We start from the raw sequence: 24,560 nt of genomic DNA, 5'->3' as shown, positions 1-24,560 counted from the left end.
ACATGCGCGCGCGCTGGATCTTTGCGCTTGCGGCGGGCCTCTGGCTCGCCGCGGGTTCCCGCGATGCCTTTGACGGCTGGATCGATGCGACCGTGCTGCCGCCGCTGGCGCTGGCCACCTCGGTGGAGGTCAAGGACCGCGATGGCGAGTTGCTCAGGGCCTATACCGTGTCGGATGGGCGCTGGCGGCTGAAAGTCGATCTGGCAGCGGTCGATCCGCGCTATATCGACATGCTGCTGAATTATGAGGATCGCCGCTTCCGCGATCATGCCGGCGTTGATCTCCAGGCGCTGGCACGGGCGGTTTTGCAGGCCGCGCGGTCTGGCCGCGTTGTTTCGGGCGGCTCGACCCTGACGATGCAGGTGGCGCGGCTGCTGGAGGAAGGCACCACCGGCCAGGTTGGCGGCAAGCTGCGCCAGATGCGGGTCGCGCTGAAACTGGAGCGCGAGCTTTCAAAGGACGAGATCCTGTCGCTTTATCTGCTGCTTGCGCCTTTCGGGGGCAATCTCGAAGGGGTGCGGGCGGCATCGCTGTCTTATTTCGGCAAGGAACCGACCCGCCTGACCCCGGCCGAGGCGGCCCTGCTGGTCGCGATCCCGCAAAGCCCGGAAAGCCGCCGCCCTGACCGCGCAGCGGACCGTGCCGAGGCGGCGCGCGACCGGGTGCTGGACCGCGCGGTGCGCTTCGGGCTGATCGAGGACGAAGAGGCCCGGGCCGCCCTGACCGAAGCCGTGCCGGGGATCCGCAAGCCTTTCCCGGCCTTCGCTCCGCATCTCGCCGACCGGGCCCGGTCCGCAGATCCGACGCTGGGCGAACATATCCTGACGATCGACAAGGATCTGCAAAAGCGGCTTGAGACCCTTGCGGCGGAAACTGTCCGCGCGCGCGGCAGCCAGATGCAGATCGCGATCGTGGTCGCCGATCACCGTTCGGGCGAGATCCTCGCCTCGGTCGGCTCCTCGGGCCTTCAGGATGAAAAACGCCAGGGCTTTGTCGATATGACCCAGGCGCTGCGCTCTCCGGGATCGACGCTGAAGCCGCTGGTCTATGCGCTGGCCTTTGACGAGGGCCTCGCCCACCCCGAGACGGTGATCGACGACAGGCCGATGAGTTTCGGCACTTACGCGCCACAGAATTTCGACCGGCAGTATCGCGGCGAGGTGCGGCTTCGCGAGGCGTTGCAGCTTTCGCTGAACATCCCGGTGGTGGCGCTGACTGATGCACTCGGCCCGGCCAGGCTGATCTCGGCGATGGGCAAGGCGGGGATGAAGTATCGTATCCCCGGCGATCAGCCGGGGCTCGCGGTGAGCCTTGGCGGCGTGGGGGTGAGCCTGCAGGATCTGGTGCAGCTTTATGCCGCCCTGGCGCGCGGCGGCGTCGCGCTTCCGTTGGTCTGGCGTCTTGACGGCGAACGAGGCGAGGGCGCCCGCGTGGTCTCGACCGTAGCGGCCTGGCAGGTGGGGGACATCCTCGCAGGCCTGGCGCCGCCGCCTGGCGCGCCGGCGAACCGTCTGGCCTATAAGACCGGCACTTCCTACGGCCACCGGGATGCCTGGGCGGTCGGCTATGACGGGCAACATGTGGTCGGGGTCTGGATGGGGCGCGCCGATGGCACCCCGGTGCCGGGCGCTTTTGGTGCCGATGTGGCGGCCCCGGTGCTGTTTCAGGCCTTTTACCGTCTGAAAGCGGCCCTGGCCCCGCAACCGCCTGCGCCGCCGGCGACTTTGCTGGTCGCGAACCGCCAGCTGCCGCCGCCGCTGCAACGGTTCCGGCCCCGAAATGCGGCTTTTGCTGAAGTGAATGCACCGAAAGTCGATTTCCCGCCCGATGGGGCCGAGGTGGAGCTTTTGCGCACGAATGCGGATCAGTCAGGCCTGAAGGTGAAAGTCTCTGGCGGCACCGCGCCCTTCACCTGGCTGATCGACGGCGCGCCGATGGCCGTGGGCTCGCGGGATCGCGAGATCATCCTCGCGCTGTCCGGCACCGGATTTGTGACGCTGAGCGTCATTGATGCCGAGGGCCGCTCCGCCCGCTCGAGAGTGCGGCTCTGGTGACCCGCTCCGCCCGCGCCGGAATTTTTTAAAATTCCGGGCCGGTTTCCGGATCGGAAACCGGGGGCGCCGGTCACAATGTGCATTGCGGAAAGAAAACACCCTGGTCATCGGGGCATGCCGTTTCGCGGCCTTTCCGCAGTGGGGCATGGCGACCGGGCAGTGCCAGGCGGAAGACCGCGTTCAGGTGCGCTCTGGTCGCAGCGGAACGCGGCCCTGATCGGTCAGCAAAAACACCTCACGCCCGTCAATCGCAATGGCGGTGAGCGGCCCGCCATAGGCGGCAGAACTGTCGATATTCACCCGGTTGCCGTAATGTCTGGCCTGATCCAGTGCAGTATGGCCATGGACGATCAATGGCCCGTGATCGCGGTTGTCGTCGAGAAAGCCCTTGCGGATCCAGACGAGGTCATCCTCGGCCTGATCCTCCAGCGCAATTCCGGGCCGGATGCCGGCATGAACAAAGAACACATCCCCACGGCGAAGCGAAGTCGGGCGGCTTTCCAGAAAGGCCAGATGTGCGGGGTCGACGCTGTCGACCGCCTCGCGATGCACCGGATCGATCGGGCGATCCCCGGCGGCACGGATGCCGTAAGAGCGCAGCGTCTCAGCCCCGCCAACCGCCGGATGCAGCCAGTTATAGGGGTTTGACAGCGCGGGATCCGCCCACCAGGGATCATGGATGAACTGAGTGAAGAGCCGGTCGTGATTGCCCTTGAGCACCACCCAGTCCTCACCCCGTTCCATGCCGGTCTTCAGCCAGTCGATCACGCCGCGACTGTCCGGCCCGCGATCCTCAAGATCGCCCAGATGCACCACCGGCGCCGGACCGTGCTGCGCGATATCCGTCGCGATCCGCTCATGGGCGCGTTTCAGAAGGTCAAGGTGGCCATGTATATCGCCGATTGCATAGCTGCGCATGGGGGGGCTCCTGCATCCGTTCCGCATGCCCGGCATTGCCGCAGGCTGCGGGATCGGGCAAGGCTTAGGCCGACAACCCTCTCGCCGCAAGCCAATCCTGACCTGCACCGACAAAGATCCGCAGGGAGTGTTTGCGCTAACACTGCGCGGCAGCTAAACGGGGGCAAATCAGTTCAGGAGGCTCAGATGGCGCTTGCAGAAATCGGTCTGGTCGGGCTCGGGGTGATGGGCGCGGCCCTCGCACTCAATATCGCGGAAAAGGGACATCGGATCGCGGTCTGGAACCGCAGCCATGATGTGACCCAGAAATTCCATGCAGAAGCCGGGGATCTGGCCGCGCGTCTCACCCCGGCCGAGACGCTGGAAGATCTGGTGGCGGCGATTGCCGTGCCGCGTGCGATCATCCTGATGGTGCCTGCGGGCGATGCGGTCGATCAGATGATCGCGGCGCTGCGGCCGCTGCTGGGGCCCGATGATTTGATCATCGACGCCGGCAATGCCAATTTCCACGACACCGAACGCCGCGCCGCCGAGGCGGTCGCGCAGGGTGTGCCCTTTATCGGCATGGGGGTCTCGGGCGGCGAGGAGGGCGCCCGTCACGGCCCGGCGATCATGGGCGGGGGGCCGCGCGCCGCCTGGGACCGCGTCGCCCCGATCATGGAGGCGATTTCGGCGAAACATGACGGCACGCCCTGCGCGACCTGGATGGGGCCGGGCGGGGCGGGGCATTTCGTGAAAACCGTCCATAACGGCATCGAATATGCCGATATGCAAATGATTGCCGAAGTTTACGGCCTCATGCGCGACGGTATGGATATGGCTGCCCCTGGCATCGCCGCCGTGTTCGACGCCTGGAATGAAGGCGCGCTGCGCTCTTACCTGATCGAGATCTCGGGCAAGGTCGCCCGCGCGACCGATCCGGAAACCGGCGCCGCCATGCTCGATGTGATCCTCGACGCCGCCGGCCAGAAAGGCACCGGGCGCTGGACCGCGATCGAGGCGCAGCATCTCAGCGCACCTGTCCCGGTGATCGAGGCTGCCGTGATGGCGCGCAATGTCTCGGCGCGGCGAGATGAGCGCCAGGCGGGTGAGGCGGTCTTCGGCGCCGGGCCGCAGCCGCTCGGCGATGCGCTGAGCCTCAAGGATCTTGAAGGCGCGCTGATCGCGGGCAAGATCCTGTGTTACGCCCAGGGCTTCACCATGCTGGATGCGGCGTCGAAGACCTGGAACTGGGGCGTGCCGCTGCCGGAATGCGCTAAGGTCTGGCGCGAAGGCTGCATCATCCGCTCGGCGATGCTTGACCAGATGGCCCAGGCCCTGAGCGAAGACCCCGCACGCAACCTGATCCTCGCACCAGGTTTCACCGCGCTTCTGAAACAGCATCACGAGGCGCTGCGCCGCGTGGTCGCGACCGCCGCGCTCAAAGGCCATAGCCTGCCCGCGCTTTCCGCCGGCCTCGCCTGGTTCGATCTGATGCGCACCGCGCGCGGCACCGCCAATATGCTGCAGGGCCAGCGCGACTTCTTCGGCGCCCATGGCTTTGAACGGCTCGACAGAAAACCGATCCATCATGGTCCCTGGGGCAACCACGCCTGAAAAGGAAAAGGGAGCCAGAGCGGCTCCCTTTTTATTTCATCTGTCTTTAAATATCCCACGGGCAAGCCGACGGAGACGCCACCGGTTCAAGGCACCGGTGGCTTACGGGGGTGTGAAACCCCCGGCGCCAGCCGGTTCAGGCGACGTCGAACACCAGCGGCTTGACCTGCTGGAACATGCCCGTCGCCTCCAGCGTATCGACCACTTTCGCGTCAATCGGCCCGTCGAGATACAGAAGCGCGATCGCATCCTCGCCCACTGCCGACCGGCCGAGGGTGAAGTTCGCGATATTGACGTTGTTCTTGCCCATGGTCATGCCGAGAAGACCGATGATCCCCGGCACGTCGTCATTGGTGGTGTAGAGCATATGCGCCCCGATCTCGGCGTCGATATTGATGCCCTTGATCTGGATGAACCGCGGCTTCCCATCCGAGAACACCGTCCCCGCGGCCGAGCGCTCGCGCTTATCGGTCACCATCGTGACCTTGATATAGGCGTCAAACGAGCCCGACTTATCCTGACGCGTGGTCGAGATCTGGATCCCTTTGTCCTTCGCCACACTCGGAGCCGAGACGAGGTTCACATCCGGATTATGCGCCTTCAACACGCCCGCGATCACCGCCTGGTTCAGCGCCGGCAGGTTCATCTCCGCCACGCGGCCGTCATAGAGGATGTTCACCGCCTTCACCGGTTCATCGGTCATCTGCCCGATGAACGACCCGATATGCGAGGCAAGCCCGATCCAGGGCCCCATAACGGTGGCCTCTTCGGCGGTCACATTTGGCATGTTCAGCGCGTTTTGCACCGCGCCGGTCAACAGGTAATCCGACATCTGCTCGGCGACCTGCAGTGCGACATTTTCCTGTGCCTCGGTGGTCGAGGCCCCAAGATGCGGCGTCACAACCACATTCGGCAGGTTGAACAGCGGGCTTTCGGTCGCCGGCTCGGTCTCGAAGACGTCAAAGGCCGCGCCCGCGACATGGCCCGATTTCAGAGCTACGGCCAGCGCCGCCTCATCGACCAGCCCGCCCCGCGCGCAGTTGATGATCCTGACGCCCGGCCTGGTTTTCGCGATGGTCTCGGCGTTCAGAATGCCCCGGGTCTTGTCGGTCAGCGGCACATGCAGCGTGATGAAATCGGCCCGTGCAAGCAGCTCATCCAGTTCGACCTTGGTCACACCCAGCTGTTTCGCGCGCTCTTCTGACAGGAAGGGGTCAAAGGCCACGACCTTCATCTTCAGACCCACCGCGCGATCACAGACGATGCCGCCGATATTGCCGGCTCCGATCACGCCGAGGGTCTTGTTGAACAGCTCAACCCCCATGAATTTCGACTTTTCCCATTTGCCGGCATGGGTCGAGACGCTCGCCTCGGGCAGCTGGCGCGCCACCGCAAACATCATCGCAATCGCATGTTCGGCGGTCGTCACCGAATTGCCGAACGGCGTGTTCATCACGATCACGCCCTTTTTCGACGCGGCCGGAATATCGACATTGTCGACCCCGATCCCGGCGCGGCCCACCACTTTCAGCCGGGTGGCCAAAGCCAGCAGCTTCTCGGTCACCTTGGTGGCCGAACGGATCGCCAGACCATCATACTGACCGATGATCTCGGCCAGCTTTTCCTTGTCCTTGCCAAGCTTCGGCAGGTAATCGACCTCGACGCCACGGTCGCGGAAGATCTGGACAGCGGTTTCACTCAATTCGTCGGATACGAGAACGCGGGGGGCCATTGTGGGGCTCCTTGAATGGGGGTCTCAGGGGGAGAGAATTGTGAAGGGCGGGGGCGCGGACGCCCCCGAAGACCAATCAGGCTGCGACAGTCAGCGCCGCAATCTCGACGTTGAATGCGTATTCAACCCAGGGCATCAGCGCGCGCACATCGGCCTGTTCGACCGTCGCACCACACCAGATCCGCAGGCCCGGAGGCGCATCGCGATAGGCTCCGGCATCCAGCGCCACGCCTTCAGCCTCCAGCCTTTTTGCAACATTTTTGGCGAAAGCGGCGCCATCCGTGATGCGCAGATCTGTGAATTTCACACATACGCTGGTGCAGGAGGCCGTTGCCGGATCCACCGCCAGATTGGCGATCCAGTCCTTGTCTGCGATGAAGCTTTTCACCTCATTCGCATTGGCTTCCGACCGGCCGATCAGACCTTTCAGCCCGCCAATTGTCTTCGCCCATTTCAGCGCGACCAGATAGTCTTCGACGCAGAGCATCGACGGCGTGTTGATGGTCTCGCCAACAAAGATCCCTTCCGAGATCTTGCCCTTGGAGGTGAGGCGGAAAATCTTTGGCAGCGGCCAGGCCGGGGTATAGGTTTCCAGCCGTTCCACCGCGCGCGGCGAGAGGATCAGGACGCCATGGCCGCCCTCACCGCCCAGCACTTTCTGCCAGGAGAAGGTGGTCACATCCAGCTTCGCCCAGTCCATCTCCATCGCGAAAGCCGAAGATGTGGCGTCGCAGATGGTCAGGCCCTCGCGGTCGGCAGGGATCACATCGGCATTGGGCAGACGCACGCCCGAAGTGGTGCCGTTCCAGGTGAACACCACGTCCTTATCGAAATCGACTTCGGCAAAATCAACGATCTCACCATAAGGCGCCTTGCGCACAGTGGCGTCGAGTTTCAGCTGCCTGACCACATCGGTCACCCAGCCTTCGCCAAACGACTCCCAGGCGAGCATCTCGACGGGCCGCGCACCAAGCAGCGACCAGAGCGCCATTTCGACAGCGCCGGTATCGGAAGCGGGGACAATCCCGATGCGGTAATCCGCAGGGACGCCAAGAATCTCACGGGTAAGGTCGATGGCTTCTTTCAGCTTTGCCTTGCCAACAGCGGCACGGTGCGAGCGGCCCAAAGGCGCATCAGCAAGCATATCGAGGGAGAAGCCGGGGATCTTCGCGCAGGGGCCCGAAGAAAAACGCGGATTGACCGGGCGCGCGGCCGGGGCGGTGAGTGCCATATCTGGTATCCTTGCAGATAAATGCCTCTCGTTGGGGAGAGGTGTCCCACCGCCGGGATTACGCCTCTCGCAGGGGTGACGCAAGAGAAATCTGAAGTGCCGGTTTCAGACCTTTACGTCGTCGATTTGCGGGACTTTCTCAGCGCACCCGGGGCCTCGCCCCAGGCGTTGCGGAAGGCGCGGGACAGGGTGGAGGGGCCGGAAAACCCCGTGCGCAGGGCCACTTCCGCCAGGGGGTGCTGTGTATCCGTCAGCATCCTCCGCGCGGCCTGGAGCCGAAGCGTCAGGCACCAGGCCGCAGGGGTGGTGCCCAATGAGTCGCGAAACAGGATCTCCAGCCGGCGTGGCGAAAGACCGACGGCGCGGGCGGTCGCGGCGGCGGATTCGGGCTGGTCGATCCGCTCCTCCATCCGCCGCACGGCTGCGGTGACGCGCGGGTCGAGCGCAGGGTCGCGGCGCAAAGGCGCGATTTGTGGCTCATGGCCAGGGCGGACGCCGGTCAGAAAGCTGTTCGCGACCTGGCGCGCGAGGCCTGCGCCATGGCGGGCGCGGATCAGATGCAGCATGAAATCCTGCGCCGGTGCCGCGCCCCCGATCGTCACGCGGTTGCGGTCGATCACGAAGCGGTCCGGCACGACCTCGATCTGCGGATGGCGGGCGGCGAGATCTTCCAGATCTTCCCAATGAACGGTGGCGCGGTAGCCGTTCAGCAGGCCCGCGCGGGCGAGCACCCAGGGGGCGCTGTCAACCCCGCCGACCAGCTGGAACCGGGGCGCGATACGGGTCAGTTCGCGGATCAGGGGGCGGGTTGCAACCTCGTCAAGCCGGTAGCCCGAGATCACGATCAGCGCATCGGCACCGACCGCATGGCCGGGTGGGCCGTCAGAGGGCAGCGATAAGCCGCAGGTCAGGGGCACAGGCTGGCCATCCGGCGAGACCACGCGCCAGCGAAACAGCTCACGCCCGAGCTGGCGGTTGGCGTTGCGAAGCGGATCAAGCGCCGAGGCGACCTCGAGAATCGAGGCCTGGGGCAGCACAAGGAGCGCAATGGTCAGCGGGCCGCGTGCTGATGAGAAGATAGCATTTTCCGTCATGAAAAATTCGTAAATCGCAAAGCGTGCGCGGGCAAGCCGGATAATCTCGGGCGCAACAGGCCCCATGCTACAGGAAAGAGTCTCCCATGCCGCTGACCATGAACCGCGAGGTTTTCATCACCTGTGCCGTGACCGGGTCGGGGGGGACGCAGGATCGCAGCCCGCATGTGCCGCGCTCGCCGGAACAGATCGCAACTTCGGCGATTGATGCCGCCAAGGCCGGTGCGGCAGTGGTGCATTGCCATGTCCGCGACCCGGAGACCGGCAAACCGTCACGTGACCCGGCGCTCTATCGTGAAGTGACCGAACGCATCCGCGATTCGGGCACCGATGTGGTGCTGAACCTGACCGCCGGCATGGGCGGCGATATGCTGTTCGACGGCACCGAGACCATGAACCGCATGGCGGCGAATTCCGATATGGCGGGCGCTGCCGAGCGGGTGGCGCATGTGGTCGAATGCCGCCCCGAGATCTGCACGCTTGACTGCGGCACGATGAATTTCAACGAGGCCGATTATGTGATGGTCAATACGCCCGGGATGCTCCGGGATATGGCGAAGCGCATGGTGGCCTCCGGCACGAGGATCGAGATTGAGGCCTTTGACACAGGGCATCTCTGGCTCGCGAAAGCGCTGGCAGATGAGGGGATCATCCCCGATCCGGTGCTGGTGCAGCTGTGCATGGGTGTGCCGTGGGGCGCGCCGGATGACCTGAACACTTTCCTGGCGATGGTGAACAATGTGCCGAAATCCTGGCACTGGTCGGCTTTTGCGCTTGGGCGCAACCAGATGGCCTATGTGGCGGCGAGCGTGATCGCGGGCGGCAATGTGCGGGTCGGGCTTGAGGATAATCTCTGGCTCGACAAGGGCGTGCTCGCGACCAATGCGCAGCTGGTGGAGCGCGCGGTGACGATCATCGAAAATCTCGGCGCGCGGGTGATCACGCCGGCAGAGGTGCGGGCGCGGCTGAAGCTGGAGAAGCGGGCGCCTTTGCCGAAGTGAGGCGCCTCTGGCCGGGTGCGGATGCCTCCGGCGGGGATATTTAGAGACAGATGAAAAGGCTCTCCCGCAGCAATGGAGTGCCGGGGTCAGGGAAGGGAGCGCGTGCTATGGCGCGTAAGGCGGCGATTATCGGTGGCGGCGTCATTGGCGGAGGCTGGACGGCGCGGTTTCTGCTGAATGGCTGGGATGTGGCGGTGTTCGACCCCGATCCGGAGGCAGAGCGCAAGATCAATGCGGTGCTCTCGAATGCGCGGCTGGCTTTGCCGGCTTTGTCGGATGTGCCGATGCCGCCGGAGGGGCGCCTGAGTTTTGCGGGCACCATGGCCGAGGCGGTCGAGGGCGCGGAATATGTGCAGGAGTCTGTGTCCGAGCGGATCGAGCTGAAGCACAAGGTATATGCCCAGCTGCAGCAGGCCAATCCCGGCGTGCTGATCGGGTCTTCGACGAGCGGGTTCAAGGCGTCTGATCTGCAAACCGGCAGCCCGGCGCCCGAGAACATCATCGTCGCCCATCCGTTCAACCCGGTCTATCTGCTGCCTTTGTCGGAGATCTCCGGGTCGGAGAGGAACACGCCCGGGACGGTGGAAAAGACCGTGCAGATCATGAAAGACATCGGGATGTTCCCGCTGGTGATCCGCAAGGAGATCGACGCCTTTCTCGGCAACCGTTTCCTCGAGGCCGTCTGGCGCGAGGCGCTCTGGATGCTGAAAGACGGGGTCGCCACGACCGAAGAGATCGACGAGGCGATCCGCATGGGTTTTGGTCTTCGCTGGGGGCAGATGGGGCTTTTCGAGACCTATCGCATCGCGGGCGGTGAAGCGGGCATGAAGCATTTCATGGAACAATTCGGCCCGGCGCTGAAATGGCCCTGGACCAAGCTGATGGATGTGCCGGAGTTCAATGACGAGCTGGTTGAGCTGGTGTCTTCCCAGTCTGATGCGCAATCGGGGATGTATGGCATTCGCGAGCTGGAGCGGATCCGTGATCAGAACCTCGTTGGCTTTCTGCGTGCGCTGAAAGAGCGCAACTGGGGCGCGGGCAAGGTCTTGCGCGAACATGATGCGCGCCGCGCGGCAATTTTCCATGCCGACACCGATCAGGGTCCGAAGGCCGCGCCGCTCGTGCTGGCCCATATGCAGGTGCTGCCGGGCTGGATCGACTATAACGGCCATATGACCGAGAGCCGCTATTATTTCTGCAATTCCGAAGTGGCGGATGCCTTTCTGCGGCTGATCGGGGCCGGGATGGACTATGTGGAGGCGGGGCACAGCTATTATTCTGCCGAGACCCATATCCGCCATCTCGGCGAGGCGAAGCTCGGTGACAGGCTCACCGGTACGCTGCAGATCATCTCGGCCGATGAGAAACGGTTCCGGTCTTTCGTGCGCATCCTGAAGGGCGACGAGGTGGTCGCGACCATCGAGCAGCTTTGCCTGCATGTCGATATGAAGGCGGGGAAAACCGTGCGGGCGGCGCCCGAGGTCTGGGCGAAGCTGAAGGCGGTGGCCGAGGCCCAGGCCGGGTTGCCACTGCCCGAGGGCGCGGGCCGCGCCATTGGCCAGAAGAAGGGTTGACGTCATGGATTTTGGCCTGAACGAAGAACAGCAGATGATCGTCGAGACGACCCGCGCTTTCGTCGAGAACGAGCTTTATCCGCATGAGGCGGAGGTTGAGCGCTCGGGCGTGCTGGAGCTGGATCTGATCCGCGAGATCCAGAAAAAGGCCATCGAGGCCGGGCTTTATGCCGCAAACATGCCGGCCGAGGTCGGCGGTGCAGGCCTCGATACCCTGTCCTGGTTGCTTTACGAGAAGGAGCTGGGGCGCGCCAATTACGCCCTGCACTGGACCTGCGTGGCGCGGCCGTCAAATATCCTGCTGGCCGGAAATGCCGAGCAGCGTGAACAATACCTCATGCCGTGCATTCGTGGCGAGACCTGGGATTGCCTTGCGATGACCGAGCCGGGGGCGGGGTCAGACCTGCGCGGCATGAAGGCCTCGGCGCGCGAAGATGGCGACGACTGGATCCTGAACGGGACCAAACATTTCATCAGCCATGCCGACCTGGCGGGTTTCACCATCGTCTTCATGGCGACTGGCGAAGAGGACACCCCGCGCGGCCCGAAAAAGCGGATCACTGCGTTTTTTGTCGACAAAGGTACTCCGGGCTTCACTGTGCGGGAAGGCTACCGCAATGTCAGCCACCGTGGTTACACCAATGCCGTGCTGGAATTCGACGATTGCCGGGTGAACAGGCGGCAGGTGCTTGGCGAGCCACATAAGGGCTTTGAGGTCGCCAATTCCTGGCTGGGCGCGACACGGCTGCAGGTCGCCTCGACCTGTCTCGGCCGGGCGGAAAGGGCGCTGGACCACGCGATCTCTTATTCGGCGGAACGCAAACAATTCGGGAGCCAGATCGGCAAATTCCAGGGCGTGAGCTTTAAGCTCGCTGATATGGCGATGGAGCTGAAAGCGGCTGAATTGCTCACGCGGGAGGCCGCCTGGAAATACGACCAGGGCACGGTAACCGAAGCCGATATGTCGATGGCGAAGCTGAAGGCCACCGAAGTGCTGGCGATGGTGGCGGATGAGGCGATCCAGATCCATGGCGGCATGGGGCTGATGGATGAACTGCCGCTGGAAAGGATCTGGCGTGACGCGCGGGTCGAACGGATCTGGGAGGGCACCTCAGAGATCCAGCGCCACATCATCTCGCGCGAGCTATTGCGCGCGGTGGGGGGCTGAATGGCGGATCCGGTCGAAAAGGCTGCGGGTCCGAAAGTCCGCTTCACCTATTGCACGCAATGCAACTGGATGCTGCGAACGGCCTGGATGGCGCAGGAACTGCTGCAGACCTTTGGCCAGGATCTGGGCGAGGTGACGCTGGTGCCGTCAACGGGCGGAGTGTTTCGCATTGAGCTCGATGGCGCCGTGATCTGGGATCGCAAGGAACAGGGGGGCTTTCCGGATTCGAAACAGCTGAAGAAGCTGATCCGCGATCATGTCTGGCCCGAGCGCGATCTGGGCCATGTGGATCGCAGCACTGACATTGCTCCCGACTGAGCCGCTTCTGATTGCCCCCGGAGGCTCTGCCTCCGGACCTCCGGGATATTTAGAGACAGAAAATGCAGCAGACACAGTTCATACTTAACCGAACATTCACCTTTGATCATCAGGCTGGAGGCACAGTACAGGCGGGGACGCCGATGACTGTGACGGGAAATGGCATCCCGCTCTGGATGAAGGGGCGGGATGTTATCATTTTCTGTCTGAAAATATCCTCGGGGGGAGGCGACGCTTTGCGGCGCCGTGGGGGGCAGACAGCCCCCCTTGTCGGGCACGGGCTGGGGGTCTGGCCATGAACCGGCTCGACAGATTACTTCGCCCGCGGCATATCGCCGTTCTTGGCGCGGGCTGGGCGCTCAACGTGATCGAACAGACCCGCAAGATGGGGTTTGACGGGCCGGTCTGGCCGATCCACCCGAGTAAGTCCGAGATCGGCGGGCTGAAGGCCTATGCATCTGTCGCAGATCTTCCCGAAGCGCCGGATGCCACCTTCATCGGGGTGAACCGTTTCGCGACTGTAGAGGTCACACGCGAGCTTGCGGAACGTGGCGCCGGTGGTGCCATCTGTTTTGCGGCCGGCTGGACCGAGGCCGGCGAGCCGGAGCTGCAGCAGAGCCTCGTCGCGGCCGCAGGTGAAATGCCGATCCTCGGGCCGAACTGCTATGGCGTGATCAATTATCTCGACGGGGCGCTGCTCTGGCCGGATCAGCATGGCGGCGTGCGCGTTGAAAAGGGCGTGGCGCTGCTCAGCCAATCCTCGAATGTCGTGGTCAATATTGCCATGCAGCAGCGCGGATTGCCGATTGCCTATGTCGCCTGTCTGGGGAATGCCGCAGTGGTCGGGCTGGCCGAGCTGGCGGGGGCCTTGCTTGACGACCCGCGCGTCACCGCCATCGGAATGTATATCGAGGGGATCGATGACGCCCCCGCTTTTGCCCGTCTGGCACATCGGGCGGCAGAGATGGGCAAGGGTGTGGTCGCGATCAAATCCGGCAAGACCGAGGCCTCGCGCGTGGCCGCCGCCTCGCATACGGCCTCGCTGGCGGGGGGCGGTGCGGCCTCTTCGGCCTTTCTCGCGCAGCTGGGGATTGCCGAGGTCAACAGCCCTTCCGAGCTGATCGAGACGCTTAAGATCTTCCACCTCCACGGGCCGCGCCTTGGGACGAAGCTCTGCTCGCTGTCCTGTTCGGGGGGCGAGGCTGGTATGGCCGCGGATCTGGCTGCACCTTTCGGGCTCAGCTTCCCGCCGGTGCCCGAGGCCAGTCGCAAAAGGCTTTCGGAGACGCTCGGGCCGATCGTCACCATTGCCAACCCGCTGGATTACAACACTTTCATCTGGGGTGATCTGGAAAAGACCACCGAGGTTTTCAGCGCCATGCTGGAGCCCTACGATGCCGGGCTCTATGTGATCGACATGCCGAGGGACGACCGCTGCGACCCGTCGAGCTATTTCCCGGCGCTCGACTCCATCGTCGCGGCGCAGAAGGCAACCGGCAAGCCTGCCTTTCCCGTGGTCTCGATTTCCGAGAATTTCGGCGAGGCACGGGTGCAGGGGCTGATGGAGCAGGGGGTCTGCACGCTTCTGGGCTTTGAAACCGCGCTGGCGGCGATCCGCGCGGCGCAGACGCCCAAGGGCGCCCCCGGCTGGGAGCCGGTCAAAGCCCTCGCCCCACGCGAGACCAGGCTTTTGACCGAGGCCGAGGGCAAGGCGCTGCTGGCGGCAGCCGGCATCCCGGTGCCGCGCGCAGTGACCGGCGCCACGCTTGCCGAGGTGCAGGCCCAGGCGACGGGTCTGACGGCGCCCATTGCGCTCAAGGGTCTTGGTTTCGCGCATAAGACCGAGGCCGGCGCGGTGCGGCTTGGCCTTGCCTCGCTGGAGGGTGAGGCAGAGATGCCCGGTGCCACCGGCTATCTCGCCGAGGAAATGGTGACGGGGATCATCGCCGAGATGCTTCTCGGGATCGGCCGCGATCCGGTTTACGGCCTGACCCTGACCATTGGTATGGGCGGTGTCACAGCGGAAGTGCTGGCGGATACCGTCACCCTGGTCTGGCCCGCGGATGAGGCGCAGATCCTGACCGCGATGCAGCGCCTGCGGCTCTGGCCGCTGCTTGACGGCTATCGAGGCCGGCCAAAGGCGGATGTCGCGGCATTTGCCACGATTGCCGTCCGGCTGGGCCATCTGATGGCAGGCGATGACAGTCTGGAAGAAATTGAAATCAATCCGGTGCTTTTGCGCGAGACGGGCGCAGTGGCAGTGGATGCCCTGATACGGAGAGACTGATGGCTGAGATGCAGATGCGGGACGAAGGCCCGGTGAAAACCCGGCGCGAGGGCGCCATTCTTGAGGTGACGCTCGACGCGCCCAAGGCCAATGCGATCAGCCTGAAGACGAGCCGCGTCATGGGCCTTGTCTTCCGCGACTTCCGCGATGATGACAGCCTGCGCATCTGTATCCTGCGCTCGACCGGCGAGAAATTCTTCTGCCCGGGCTGGGATCTGAAAGCCGCCGCCGAGGGCGATGCCGTGGACGGCGATTACGGCGTTGGCGGCTTTGGCGGGTTGCAGGAGCTGCCCAATCTCAACAAGCCGGTGATCGTCGCGGTACAGGGCATCTGCTGCGGTGGCGGGCTGGAACTCGCGCTTTCGGGGGATCTGATCCTGGCCTCAAAGTCAGCGACCTTCGCGCTGCCGGAAATCCGTTCGGGCACGGTCGCCGATGCGGCCTCGATCAAACTGCCCAAACGCATCCCCTATCATGTGGCAATGGATCTGCTGCTCACGGGCCGCTGGTTCGACGCCGAAGAGGCCTTCCGCTGGGGCCTTATCAAGGAGATCTGCGAGCCGGATGAGCTGCTGCCGAAGGCATGGGAGCTGGCGCGGCTTTTGGAATCCGGCCCGCCGCTGGTCTATGCCGCTATCAAGGAAGTGGTGCGCGAAGCGGAAAACATGCGCTTCCAGGACGCGCTGAACCGCATCACCAAACGCCTGATGCCGACGGTGGACCGGCTCTATTCTTCGGAAGACCAGCTGGAAGGCGCGAAAGCCTTCGCCGAGAAACGCGACCCGGTCTGGAAGGGGCGCTGAGGGCGCGGGGTGCAGGATCGTATTGGCCCCCGCTGCGTCATTTTTCAGATATAATACTGATATTAATAACGATTATGGCGCCCGCATGGCAAGTGGCTGATGCGGGCGTCGGATATTTTGGACCTGGATCCAGTTGCCGATGGTGTTGGGGCGCGCGATGTGGGGCATCTACCAGCCAGTAACAGGGTTTCCTCGTTCCCTGCCCGAGAGGATGAAATGCTGCTGCCGGGGGCCATCGCCCCGTTCAATTCATAGGAGCCCCCGACCGGCATCTGGCAGCGCCCGTGCCGCCAGACGCGGCGGAAGGCGGGATTCTCCCGCGCCTCTTCGATCCGGGCGTTAAAGGTCGTCGCCTTCCGATCCTTCGCCTCCGGGCCGTCGAACCATGGGGGGATCAGCCACCAGCGCGCGAGCATGGCCCCAAGGGACTGCTTGCCGAGGATTAGCAGCGGCTCGGTCGGCTTGACGTTGAACCGGCGGGGGATCGGAGTGATCTTGAGCCAGCTCGCGTCCAGCCCCTCGGATCTCAGGTTCAGATCGACCACGCGCCCGCACATCACCTTGATCCTGCCGCTCACTGAGTTGCTGAGCGGACTATCATCCCTGTTGCGCGAATGATGGTTCTGGCCTTTGGCCGGGGAACAGCCCTTGGCCCCATGTTCCCCAACGGTTGACCCGAAATTGACAACGCCCCGCATCGTCGTTGGCTCCAAAAGATCTGACCGGCTGATGGATAACCCTCGCATCCGCGCCGAGGTTCAGATCCTCCGACCCGCCCAGCCAGGCGTCACGCTCTTCGACATCGAGGATGACCGGCATCCGGTCGTGGAGATCCCGCATGTCTTGGTTCGCGGCCCGAGTCAGGATCGTGCAGGTCAGCAGATCGCGCCAGCGGATTGCCAGCCCGGCGAGGAACAGAGTTTCCTCGTTCCCTGCTGAGCGGATGAATTGCGGCTGCCGCTGGCCCTTATGGCCGGTCCATTCATAGAAGCCGCCGACCGGGATCAGGCAGCGCCCGCGCCGCCAGACCCGGCGGAAGGCGGGCTTCTCCCGTGCCTCCTCGATCCGGGCGTTGAAGGTCGTCGCCTTCCAGTCCTTCGCCTCCGGCCCGTCGAACCATGAAGGGATCAGCCACCAGTGCGCGACCATAGCCTCAAGAGGGTGCTTCCCGAGGATCAGGAGCGGTTCGGTCGGCTTGACGTTGAACCGGCGGGGAATCGGATTGATCTTGAGCCAGCTCGTGTCCAGCCCCTCGGATCTCAGGTTCGGATCGACCACGCGCCCGCACATCGCCTTGCTCCTGCCGCTCACTGAGTCGCCTGGCAGCTTATCATCCCTGTTGCGAGAATGATGTTCTTGTCACTTGGCCGGGTATCGTAGCCCGCGCCAAAGTTACCCTGAGCGTTACCCCAAAGCAAAACCCCGCCTTTTTGGACGGGTTATTTGCATCTTAAGTCTTTGTTTTGAAAAGCGCCACGTAGATGTTCCATTTTCGCGTCGAAGAACCCAATGAAATCTGATGCCCACTTTCTGGATGACGCACTCGACCGTCCATTTTTGCCACATAGATTGTCCCAACCCGGCAAAACAAAAGGGCCGGTGAACACCGGCCCTTTGTTCTCGATCAGCCGATGTCGGCGCGACGATAGATGGTCTGACATCGCTCGGGCACTGGCAGGGGCACAATGCCGCGGTCGGCCTGAATGATGGCTTCAGCGCCAGGGTTGCGACGGGTTCGCGCGGCCAGCTGCGTCACGGTGATGTAGGTTCGCCGAAACTCTTCCAGGCTGTTTTCTGAAATGTACCGGCGATGCCGCCCGCTCTGGGGTTCGACTGCTGTGACGCTTTCCACATATGCCCCGCCGATCAGGGCGCGCAGCGTCCGGATGTCGACGCCGATCATTCGAGCTGCCGTTCCCGGTGGCAACGCCCCATCGACAGGACAGGAGATCGCCTCGCGCAGAGTGGTCAGGTGAACCCGGAATGCCCGGAACCTGCTGTCGCAGCCGATATCGCGGCGCAGGGGGATATGAAGTTTCAGGATCATAGCCGTGAGCCGGTCGGTCGGGCAGTGCAAACGATGCGCCGCCGTTGGGATATCGAGCCAGTCCTGGTTGATCTGACCACCTTCCGCCAGCCGGTCCAGGCCGTTGATAAAAGCATCCAGATCGCGCGGGTGGTAGAGCGGCGATGCATGTTTCTCGGTAAAAAACTTCTGCACCACGCCGCCATCGGTCAGTTTGGTCAGCAGAAACCGGGCGATGCCCAGCCACTTCGCGGCATCGCCCGCATTCATGAGCGCCGCGAAATCACCCGCGATCTGGCCCATCATTTCCGTCGGGACATAATCGGTCAGCCGGAAATCACGATCATCCGAGCTGCGCTGAGCCAGACCAAGCGCCGTGAGGCGCCGGCCGAGTTGCCAGCGGGTCACGCCATAGGCACGGCTTGCGGTAGAGATAGAATGCACCAGCTGGCGCGGGCATGGTTTGCCGAGGACAACGGCGCCTTCTGCAACCGGGTAGTTCTGGAAAATGAATTCCCGGACCAGGTCGCGGATAATGTCGAAATCCAGATCGTCATCGCGATACCGCAGCCAGTCGAAGAACAGGCGATACCGGGTTCGGTATAGTGCTGCATCGAGCGGGACCGCGCGTTGCAGCTCCTTCAGCGTGTCGCAAAAAGCGTCAGGACCGCGCTTCAGGATCGAAAGGCCGATACTGCCCGCCTGATGCCATTCTGCTTCGGTAATCAGATCGCGGGGTGCATCCGGGCCGAGCAGGATCAGCGCCCCGAGGTTTTCAGAGGTCTGGGCTGTGACATGGAAAGGCAGCCTATCTATCCAGTCTTCCCCTGCGCCATCCTGAATGCGGGCGAGCAGGTAGTTTTCCAGCTGGCTTTCATCCGCTGTGATCGTATCAAAGCTTCCCGCCCGCACGTGCGCGGCGTGGAAGGCGAAATCGAAGATCTCCTTGTTGCCGGGGAAGACAGGCAGCTCGATCAGCAGACAACCATGTTGGCTGCAGCGGCGTATTGAACTGAGCTGCCAGATTGCCTGATGCGCGGTCTCACCCTCGGCAAGGCAGGTGGGGCATGCCCGGATCCTGGTTCGGGCAAAGGCCGTGAACTTGATCCGCTCCTGCCCGAGGTGGAACCAGCTGTCGGCGGTGAGGCGTGGCGTCCAGTCGAGCAGCAGTTCGGGCGCGCAACCGGCCAAGGCGGCCAGGCGAAATATTTCGGTATCGCTGCCATTGGTCAGGCCGCGATGGTCCAGCCCCATATCTGAGCAGAACGTGATCAGCCTCGGCGCACCGTTGCGCCGCGCGAGGCGCGCGGCCAGCGATGTCGCGCTTTCGCCCGCGACGGGCAGCACCGACAGGGGCAAAGATTGCAATGCCGAAAACATCATTCGTCCCCCCGCTTGAAAACCTTGCGGCTGTCGATGCGGTGATAATCATCGACAACGAAGGGGTTGAATGCATCGGCGCAGGAGCTGCGCACCTCATATGCCAGTTTGAAATGCCGCCATTCCAGATGATCGCCGCCTTCCATCAGTGCCATCTCTATCGCGCCAATGATGATCTCGATGACAATGCCAAACTGGAACGCCGCGGCGTGGATCAGGCGCTCCGCCAGCGCGATTTCCGATGCGTCCTCTGCCAGACCCAAATCCGCGCGACGCGCATAACTCTCGATAAGACCTGCCACATCCGGGGCATGGCTGACTGGCGATAGCGCCCCGAAATGGACCGTGTCCATCCGGCGGGCAAGCTGGGGGTCATGATTCAGAATGCTCTCCAGCTCCTGCGTCCCGGACAGCAGAATGCCAACCGGCCAATCCTCGTCCGTCATCAGGGTCTTCAGCATCGAGGCCACAGCATCGAGTTCATGCCGGGTGCCACGGCTGCTCAGGTCTTGCGCTTCGTCGAGATGAAGAAAGAGAACTTCACGTTCGCGCAGCTGATGACGCACCAGATCCCAGATATACCAGGCCTGCCGCTCAGAAGAGAGATGATAGCCGAGCGCACGCAGGATTGTTTGGCCAACGAACTTCAGGGTGGCGGGAGAGGGCACCCTCAGGCTGATGATTGCGGCAGATGGCAGGGAAGATTGAGCAAGATCCTGGCGGGATCTGGCTATGAGTTGCGCGATTGCGCAGCTCTTGCCGGTTCCAGATGCGCCCGAGAGGGCAATGCCATGGGCCTCGGCATTGCGCCCGCCCGCGATATCGGCAAGCCGCTTTTCGACCAACAGCCGGAAGCGGGCCTGCAGGGGGTCAAATCTCTCGTGCCGGACATAATGCCCACGCAACGTTGCGATCTTCAGGGCGGTGCTACGGATGATATCATTCATGGTCAAAGCTCCGCTTCATCGTCAAAGGTCCAGGTTTTTCGGGATGTGGCTGGTTGCTCGGAGGGTCGTGGCGCTGGAACCTGCGCTTCGGTTGTTTCACCGGGCGCAGGCAAATCGATCGGGATGATATCGATGCCATCGGCCAGCGGATCGCCGGTGTGCATCCCGTCACCGACATGCCCTGCCGAAGAGGTCAGCGAGTAATGCAGGGCCTTTTCATTCCGGGCGACCTCGGCGTCGGTGACGTGGAACGGCGTCAGTTGCATCCGTATAGCGGCGGCGCGATTGGTGTCTGAGATGCGGGCAATAGCCCGATGCACCACGTCTTCCGCAAGGGAGGCCGCCCGCTGATGCTTGATCCGCAGGGCGCGGCAAGCTTCCTGCCAGTCCGTATACCTGATGCCATCAAAGCCCTGGTGATTGCAGATCGCGGCATGCCACCCAGCCCCGACTTTCACGGCGATCCATCCGAGATCGAAAAGATCAGCACGGATTTCCACATCGCGCTCTGGGGCATGCAGGAACATCTCCCGCAGTGCCGGACAGCTGTAGGACAAGCCCGCAAACAGCACGCCGTCACCCCGGATTTTCCGGCTCATGGGGCGGCCAAAGACCTTTCTGAGTGTCAGGCCATCTGGAATGGGCAGGAGACCTTGTTCTTTCGAAAGCCGTTTCCAGCAATCGGCCGGGGTTTCACCGTGCAACCCCCGATGGGGCTCATTGTGATAGATATCAACGAAGAAGGTCAGCAGGACACGGATCAGGTCGTCGTCATCGAGACAGGCCAACTGCTCAGAGGGGTAGTCGCCCCTGTCGACCGGATTGAAGAAAGTCCGCCCGGAAAGAAGGGGCATCAACTTATATCCAATCGTGCGGAACATGGTTTCGATGATGCCGCGCAGATGGGGCATGCCTGCGGGCGGGAAGTGCATGGTCAGGCCAAGTGCCGTTGCGGTGGCCCGGAAATCTACCGACATGAAGGCCGCTCCCTGATCAGTGACCAGCCCGCCAACCCCGCCTCGCTGGTCCCAGGTGCTTTCACAGCCAGCGGCTAGGGCATAGGGCGTCCGGTCGACAAAGACGTCCCGCAAAGTCCGGATTGCATCCTGTGCATTCGGGGTTTCCGCGAGGCGCATCGCCAGAATACACTTCGTGGCGCAATCTATCGCCAGATAGAGCCAGCGCCGCCCCTTCAGCCGTTCCACCTGATCCGCAGGCAGATGTGCCAGAACGCCCGTGGGGGCCAAAAAGGTAATAACGTCAAGGCGGTGCTCGTCCATTTCGACACGCTCACCTGGCACCAGTACCTCGACGCCAGTCTCAATGAGTCGGTACTTGCGGTTCGCGGCATCGATCCCGTAGCGTTTGGCGTATAAATAGTACTGATCCACCCCCTGCAGGCGACGGTGCAGACTGCGCGAGGATGGAACAGTCAGCGGAGGCAGTCCCGCCTCAAGCCGCCGCAGGTTTTCCACTTTGAAGCGGTTCAGTGTTTCGGCAATGGCCTGATCTTTGGTTGGCCGCTGCGCCGATGCATAGATATCGATGACCTGATAGGCGAAGGCTTCTGAAGCATGGCACCAGCGTAATCCCCGGTTGCCACAGCGATGCCAGCGTGGAAGCAGAGCGAGGGCATCAAGACCTCCTTTCTCGTACAAGCGGACCCATCGCAATATTGACTTCGCGCAAGGGAACTTGCGGGAAACAATCAGTGCTCCCGCCCTCCCAGCTTCACGGTCCTTGAGTTTCTGCCCATCAAGCTTTTTTGCCTCATGCTCCAATATCGGGAGCGCCGCTTTGACCGCGCGGTAGGTTCGTTTGACCTTCCCTTGCTGCTCCAGGAGCAAGAAGGCGTCGCAAGCCGCTTTTTGCCACAGCAGGACCGACCGCACATCGCCATCCAGTTCTGAGAACAGGTCAACCGGGCATGTTTGGCGCAGCCGGGCCCGTGCCGCCGTGTAATATCCCGGCGTAAAGCGCGTATCCGGCGCCCCAAGAAGGGCGGCTACCTCTTCATGCGTGAAGCTCTGGGTGATACCCGGCCTGTCGGCCTGTTCGAGGATGATAAAATCGTGCTGCACGTCCACCGGACGATAGGGGATACCGGAAAGGCTCAGCAGATCTGCATGTGAAAGGCGAAGCCGCATGTTCATGCTGCCACCTCCGTCAGCGCCGGGCGGTTCCGCATAAGTTGGCGCGCGGCGTCCGCTGCCGCCCGTTTGTCCAGATGTTCGTCCGTCACAAGCTTGATGCGATGCGCAAAATGCTTCGGCATCGCGGCGGCGATATGGCGCAGCTCCGTCACAAAATCCCGGCGGATGACGCGCTCTTCAGGCTTGATTGCCACCGCAACTCGTTCACCGTCCGCCATACGGAGCAGGAAGTCGAAGGTATGGTGCGCCCGGGTGCCATCCTGCCGTTGGTAGACAAGCGCGGGCGGCTGCTCGACGATATCGACGAGATCATCCCGCACCAGCATCAGGCACAGAAAGCGATATTCCAGCATGCTTTCGAACTGGATAACGCGAGGCCGCGTAAACGCGGGCAGCATGGCGATCATGCTGCCGCGAAGGCTACCCTTGGACCGGCGCACGGCGTCGCGGCTCGCGTGGCTCGGATCCGGCCCACGATAGATCATATTCTGAATCATGTAGTGTTCGGAGCGCAGGTGTTCCGGGCCGCTGCCGTTTGGCGCGGGGGGAAGAAGCGCTTCCGCCTCCTTTCAGGAAATGCAGGGACAGGCCCCGCCGAAACAATTCCGGCGGGTTGACTTTTTCTGCGTCTCGGGGGATGAAAGAAGAGTCGGTTCCAATCGACGCCTAATTTCGAAGGCCCTTCCTGTTCCACCAGGAGGGGCTTTTCCCTTTAGACGGTAGGCTATTGGTTCGGACTGCCCTCCTTTGCGGAATACCGTTCAGGAAACAGCTCTTGCGGGGTGGTGCCAAGCACCCGGGCTATTGCTGCTTGTATGCGATGAGAGCGCCGATAGCCCTGGCTCACCACGGTGACACTGGACGGCAGAACGCCTTCCGTCTTCGCGACCTGTGCAAACGAACTTCCGCTTGATCTCAGGCGAAACTTTATCAGCTCGTGACGTTGCAGATCGACAGACATGGAAAACCTCAGGCAAACTTCTTGGGCCACTGTCCCGGCACATAGATTCAGCGGTGATTCGCACCGTCAACTCTCTTGCGGTTTGCTCGTGTCGATTCTTCACCATACCCGCCTGCAAACCTGAGGTAATGTGAGAAGGCCCTGCCAAATATGCCAACTATGGTATCGTCAAAATCAGGCATAATGCTGCTGATACGCGTGGTTGGAAGTGACTTCGATATGCGGAAGCGCTGCTGGTATCGGCGCGACGTTATCGAAACCGGGCGAAGATTTGTAATGGAATCACGCCGCAGGGACGAACCCGTCCCAGCTGAGGAAATTCGCGCTGTGTTCATGCGCGACGGCACGATGGCAAGTTTCATGAAGCACTACGGGCTTGGCTCAAGAAAGGCTCTGAAGGTTCTGGAACTCTATGGCATTCCCTTCCGCGCCTATATCAGCAAAGAGTTTCAGGAAGGTGCTACGTTAGCGGACCTCCGGGAGCGTCATTCAGTCGGAGAGGCGACGCTGTCACGCTGGCTTCGTGATGCCGGGACAAAAGTGAGCTCAGGTCGCAAGATCCCAGATATGCCGGAAGGTCAGGTTCGCCAGCTTTGGATCGCTACGCGCTCGATCAACCACGTCGCAAATGCCTATAATGTGCATTGGAAGACGGCGCAGAAGCGGCTTCAGGAGTTGGGACTAGCGTGATCGTGCGCCCTTGGCGTGAACACTCGAAGGCTGCGTGCCCCGTCGGGAAACATCCTTGCCTGCCGGCCGATTGTTGAGAGGTTCACGGCTACAGGATGAATTTCTAGATGTTTCCAGACAAGTCATCCAGAAAGGCCTTTTCTTCTTGAAGATGCTTGAACCCGTCCTGACGAACCCGCTGCTGAAGTGCCGCAATACTTCCCCGCCGATGAGCGGGATGGCTCTCCGTGAGAGAACTCCCGATTCGAATGATGCTATCGAGCCTGCTGTTCAGGTCTTCACGCATCTCCTGCATCTCCTTCCGACATTCTCGCAGAAGCCGGATCGTATGATCGTAGCAATCGTCGCTCATCTTGAACTCCTTTCGCCAAGTATAGATGATGCAGCCGAGAAAATCGACGCTGATGCAGATCAGCTGTCGATGGCAAATGCAGCCGCGCGATGCCGTGTCACACAGACGAGTGGCACAGGGACTGACTGACAGCGCTGCGGCATGACGGCTGCAGCGAAGTTGAGAGAACGGCCACTCAGGCGGCGCGCAGCGGGACACGGCGGCTCGCGATCCAGATCGGGCGGAGGGAGGTCTGACGGGGCTGCGGCATTGCTACCGCAGAAACTGCAAGAAAG

General features: G+C 62.6%; 21 protein-coding genes. 9 read left to right on the top strand and 12 right to left on the bottom strand.

Annotated elements, in window-relative coordinates; translation table 11 throughout:
* Positions 1 to 2: 2 nt before the first annotated feature.
* A complete protein-coding gene (gene pbpC, locus AC4FS3_RS08205) occupies positions 3 to 2,054 on the top strand; it encodes a penicillin-binding protein 1C (protein WP_491020132.1) in 2,052 nt (683 codons plus the stop codon).
* Positions 2,055 to 2,234: 180 nt separating this feature from the next.
* Here the strand turns inward: pbpC and AC4FS3_RS08200 are convergent, their stop codons facing one another.
* A complete protein-coding gene (locus AC4FS3_RS08200) occupies positions 2,235 to 2,972 on the bottom strand; it encodes a metallophosphoesterase (protein ID WP_491020131.1) in 738 nt (245 codons plus the stop codon).
* A gap of 186 nt (positions 2,973 to 3,158) precedes the next feature.
* On the opposite strand from AC4FS3_RS08200, the gene gnd reads away from it, so the two are divergent.
* On the top strand, positions 3,159 to 4,568 hold the full coding sequence (gene gnd, locus AC4FS3_RS08195; RefSeq protein WP_491020130.1) for an NADP-dependent phosphogluconate dehydrogenase: 1,410 nt from the start codon (positions 3,159 to 3,161) through the stop codon (positions 4,566 to 4,568).
* 136 nt (positions 4,569 to 4,704) lie between these two features.
* Here gnd and serA read toward each other — a convergent pair whose 3' ends face one another.
* The 3 genes from serA to AC4FS3_RS08180 form a co-directional block, all read right to left on the bottom strand.
* Positions 4,705 to 6,300: a phosphoglycerate dehydrogenase gene (gene serA, locus AC4FS3_RS08190; RefSeq protein WP_491020129.1), complete on the bottom strand. Its 1,596-nt coding sequence runs from the start codon at positions 6,298 to 6,300 to the stop codon at positions 4,705 to 4,707.
* A gap of 76 nt (positions 6,301 to 6,376) precedes the next feature.
* Positions 6,377 to 7,531: a phosphoserine transaminase gene (locus tag AC4FS3_RS08185; protein WP_491020128.1), complete on the bottom strand. Its 1,155-nt coding sequence runs from the start codon at positions 7,529 to 7,531 to the stop codon at positions 6,377 to 6,379.
* Positions 7,532 to 7,644: 113 nt separating this feature from the next.
* Positions 7,645 to 8,625 carry a GlxA family transcriptional regulator gene (locus AC4FS3_RS08180; RefSeq protein WP_491020127.1) on the bottom strand — a complete coding sequence of 327 codons (981 nt, stop codon included), beginning with the start codon at positions 8,623 to 8,625 and terminating at the stop codon, positions 7,645 to 7,647.
* 86 nt (positions 8,626 to 8,711) lie between these two features.
* Here AC4FS3_RS08180 and bcoG point away from each other — a divergent pair, with 86 nt between their 5' ends.
* From bcoG to AC4FS3_RS08150, 6 genes are all read left to right on the top strand, one after another.
* Positions 8,712 to 9,626, top strand: coding sequence for a 3-dehydrocarnitine:acetyl-CoA trimethylamine transferase BcoG (bcoG, locus tag AC4FS3_RS08175; protein ID WP_491020126.1), 915 nt, complete (start codon positions 8,712 to 8,714; stop codon positions 9,624 to 9,626).
* Between the two features lie 107 nt (positions 9,627 to 9,733).
* Positions 9,734 to 11,200 (top strand): carnitine 3-dehydrogenase, encoded by a 1,467-nt coding sequence (locus AC4FS3_RS08170; protein WP_491020125.1) that lies wholly within the window; start codon positions 9,734 to 9,736, stop codon positions 11,198 to 11,200.
* Between the two features lie 4 nt (positions 11,201 to 11,204).
* On the top strand, positions 11,205 to 12,368 hold the full coding sequence (locus AC4FS3_RS08165; RefSeq protein WP_491020124.1) for an acyl-CoA dehydrogenase family protein: 1,164 nt from the start codon (positions 11,205 to 11,207) through the stop codon (positions 12,366 to 12,368).
* Entirely contained in the window at positions 12,369 to 12,686 is a 318-nt protein-coding gene (locus AC4FS3_RS08160; protein ID WP_283176146.1) for an Rdx family protein, read from the top strand.
* Positions 12,687 to 12,981: 295 nt separating this feature from the next.
* Positions 12,982 to 14,973 (top strand): acetate--CoA ligase family protein, encoded by a 1,992-nt coding sequence (locus AC4FS3_RS08155; RefSeq protein ID WP_491020123.1) that lies wholly within the window; start codon positions 12,982 to 12,984, stop codon positions 14,971 to 14,973.
* On the top strand, positions 14,973 to 15,776 hold the full coding sequence (locus AC4FS3_RS08150; protein ID WP_283176143.1) for a carnitinyl-CoA dehydratase: 804 nt from the start codon (positions 14,973 to 14,975) through the stop codon (positions 15,774 to 15,776). Before AC4FS3_RS08155 ends, AC4FS3_RS08150 begins: the two co-directional genes overlap by 1 nt.
* Positions 15,777 to 15,838: 62 nt before the next feature.
* Here AC4FS3_RS08150 and AC4FS3_RS08145 read toward each other — a convergent pair whose 3' ends face one another.
* The 7 genes from AC4FS3_RS08145 to AC4FS3_RS08115 form a co-directional block, all read right to left on the bottom strand.
* On the bottom strand, positions 15,839 to 16,354 hold the full coding sequence (locus AC4FS3_RS08145) for an SOS response-associated peptidase family protein (protein ID WP_491020122.1): 516 nt from the start codon (positions 16,352 to 16,354) through the stop codon (positions 15,839 to 15,841).
* 19 nt (positions 16,355 to 16,373) lie between these two features.
* The gene (locus AC4FS3_RS08140; RefSeq protein WP_491020121.1) at positions 16,374 to 17,066 is read right to left on the bottom strand and encodes an SOS response-associated peptidase; all 693 of its coding nucleotides are present in this window, start codon (positions 17,064 to 17,066) and stop codon (positions 16,374 to 16,376) included.
* 334 nt (positions 17,067 to 17,400) lie between these two features.
* Positions 17,401 to 19,185, bottom strand: a complete 1,785-nt coding sequence (locus tag AC4FS3_RS08135; protein ID WP_491020120.1) for a TniQ family protein — start codon at positions 19,183 to 19,185, stop codon at positions 17,401 to 17,403.
* Positions 19,182 to 20,129, bottom strand: coding sequence for a TniB family NTP-binding protein (locus AC4FS3_RS08130; RefSeq protein ID WP_491020119.1), 948 nt, complete (start codon positions 20,127 to 20,129; stop codon positions 19,182 to 19,184). The genes AC4FS3_RS08135 and AC4FS3_RS08130 overlap by 4 nt, the downstream gene beginning before the upstream one ends.
* Before the next feature lie 2 nt (positions 20,130 to 20,131).
* Positions 20,132 to 22,282, bottom strand: a complete 2,151-nt coding sequence (locus tag AC4FS3_RS08125) for a TnsB C-terminal domain-containing protein (RefSeq protein ID WP_491020118.1) — start codon at positions 22,280 to 22,282, stop codon at positions 20,132 to 20,134.
* Positions 22,279 to 22,767, bottom strand: coding sequence for a TnsA endonuclease N-terminal domain-containing protein (locus tag AC4FS3_RS08120; RefSeq protein WP_491020117.1), 489 nt, complete (start codon positions 22,765 to 22,767; stop codon positions 22,279 to 22,281). Before AC4FS3_RS08120 ends, AC4FS3_RS08125 begins: the two co-directional genes overlap by 4 nt.
* A 239-nt stretch (positions 22,768 to 23,006) precedes the next feature.
* Positions 23,007 to 23,243, bottom strand: coding sequence for a helix-turn-helix domain-containing protein (locus AC4FS3_RS08115; RefSeq protein WP_491020116.1), 237 nt, complete (start codon positions 23,241 to 23,243; stop codon positions 23,007 to 23,009).
* Positions 23,244 to 23,426: 183 nt separating this feature from the next.
* Between AC4FS3_RS08115 and AC4FS3_RS08110 the strand changes: the two genes are divergently transcribed.
* Complete coding sequence (locus tag AC4FS3_RS08110; RefSeq protein WP_491020115.1) at positions 23,427 to 23,933, top strand: hypothetical protein; 507 nt, start codon at positions 23,427 to 23,429, stop codon at positions 23,931 to 23,933.
* A 103-nt stretch (positions 23,934 to 24,036) separates the two neighbouring features.
* On the opposite strand, the gene AC4FS3_RS08105 is transcribed toward AC4FS3_RS08110, so the two are convergent.
* On the bottom strand, positions 24,037 to 24,285 hold the full coding sequence (locus AC4FS3_RS08105; RefSeq protein ID WP_491020114.1) for a hypothetical protein: 249 nt from the start codon (positions 24,283 to 24,285) through the stop codon (positions 24,037 to 24,039).
* Positions 24,286 to 24,560 lie beyond the last annotated feature (275 nt).

This window comes from Pseudogemmobacter sp. TB195 (assembly GCF_058313095.1).
This window is presented reverse-complemented; position numbering and strand designations above follow the sequence as displayed.